A 1643-nucleotide genomic window follows, 5' to 3' on the forward strand; every position below is an offset into this window, starting at 1 on the left:
TCCAGGCCGCGGTGCGCCAGCGCCTCCAGGGTCAGCGCCGTGTCGTTCAGAGTGCCCAGGCCCGCGGCGGTCACGACGAGCACCGGCGCCCGCAGCACCCGGGCGAGGTCGGCGAGGGTGGCGCCGCCCGCGTCGTAGCGGACCAGCAGGCCGCCGGCGCCCTCGACGAGGACGAGATCGCGGCTGTCGGCGAGGGTGCCGATCCGGGCGGCGAGCTCGTCGAGGTCGACGGCCCGGTGCCCGGACCTGCGGGCGGCGGTGGCCGGAGCGAGCGGGTCGGGGTAGCGGGCCAGCTCGTGGACGTCGGTGATCCCGGTCAGATCGCGGACGAGGTCGACGTCACCCAACTCGCCGGGGCCGACACCGGTCTGGGCCGGTTTCACCACCGCGACCGCGTGGTGTCGGTCGTGCGCGAGCGCGCCGATCGCGGCCGTCACCACCGTCTTGCCGACCCCGGTGCCGGTCCCGGTCACCACCAGGGCTGTCATCGGGCCAGGGCTGTCATCGGGCCAGGGCTGTCATCGGGCCAGGGCTGTCATCGGGCCAGGACTGTCATCGGGCCAGGACCCCGGCGGCGGCCAGCGCGTCGGTGACGATCGCGAGGTCGGCATCGGTGAGATSGGCCCGGGCGGCGAGRCGCAGCCGGCTGGTCCMKACCGGCACCGTCGGTGGCCGGAAGCAGCCGACGGCCASCCCGTGCCCGCGGCAGGTCGTCGCGGCCGCGATCGCGGGTTCGGGATCCCCAATGATCACTGAAAYGACGGCCCCGGCGGGATCCGGCGCGCCGGTCAGGCCGGCGAGCTGACGGGCCCGGCGCCGGACGGTGCCGGGCAGCTCCGGGTGGGCCCCCAGAAACTCCAGGGCGGCCAGCGCGCTGCCCACGTTCGCCGGGGCGAGGCCGGTATCGAAGATGAAGCTGCGGGCGGTGTCGATGAGGTGATCGCGCACGGCCGCCTCGCCCAGCACCGCGCCGCCCTGGCCGCCCAGCGCCTTGGACAGGGTGGCCGTCGCCACCACGTCCGGCTCCCCGGCAAGGCCCGTGGCGGCGAGTGCCCCCCGACCGGCGGGCCCGACCACCCCGAGCGCATGGGCCTCGTCGACGACCAGGACCGCTCCGTGGGCCCGGGCGGCCTCGTGCAGTTCGGTCAGCGGGGCGAGATCGCCGTCCGCGGAGAACACCGACTCGGTCACGACGAGTGCCCGCCGCCAGGGGCGTCCGGCGAGGGCCGCCGCGACCGCGGCCACATCGGCATGCGGTGTCACGACGACGTCCGCCCGGGACAGCCGGCAGGCGTCCACGATCGAGGCGTGGTTCAGCGCGTCCGAGACGACCAGGTCGCCGGGGCCGGCCAGGGCGGTGACCACCGCGAGGTTCGCCGTGTAGCCGGAGGAGAAGACCAGGGCCGAGGCGAATCCGGCGTGCGCGGCGAGCGCGTTCTCCAGCTCCCCGTGCAACGTGGTCGTCCCGGTCATGAGCCGACTCCCGGTGGCCCCGGCACCCCAGGCGCGCAGGGCGCGGATCCCGCCGCCGACGACCGCCGGATGACGGCCGAGCCCGAGGTAGTCGTTGCCCGCGAGATCGATGAGCACGCTTGCGCCCGGTTTGTCCGGGCCGCCCCGCGGGCGTAGCTCGCGGCGCAGCC

General features: G+C 75.9%; 2 protein-coding genes. Both read right to left on the reverse strand.

Going from position 1 to position 1643, the window contains the following annotated elements; translation table 11 throughout:
- The coding region (bioD, locus tag KBI5_RS13040; RefSeq protein WP_085015376.1) for a dethiobiotin synthase at nucleotides 1-488 on the reverse strand (488 nt) is incomplete at its 3' end.
- A gap of 64 nt (nucleotides 489-552) precedes the next feature.
- Nucleotides 553-1641 (reverse strand): 8-amino-7-oxononanoate synthase, encoded by a 1089-nt coding sequence (locus KBI5_RS13045; RefSeq protein ID WP_347272498.1) that lies wholly within the window; start codon nucleotides 1639-1641, stop codon nucleotides 553-555.
- Nucleotides 1642-1643: the final 2 nt, after the last annotated feature.

Source organism: Frankia sp. KB5, from assembly GCF_002099325.1.
In the GTDB taxonomy this organism is placed as follows: domain Bacteria; phylum Actinomycetota; class Actinomycetes; order Frankiales; family Frankiaceae; genus Frankia; species Frankia casuarinae.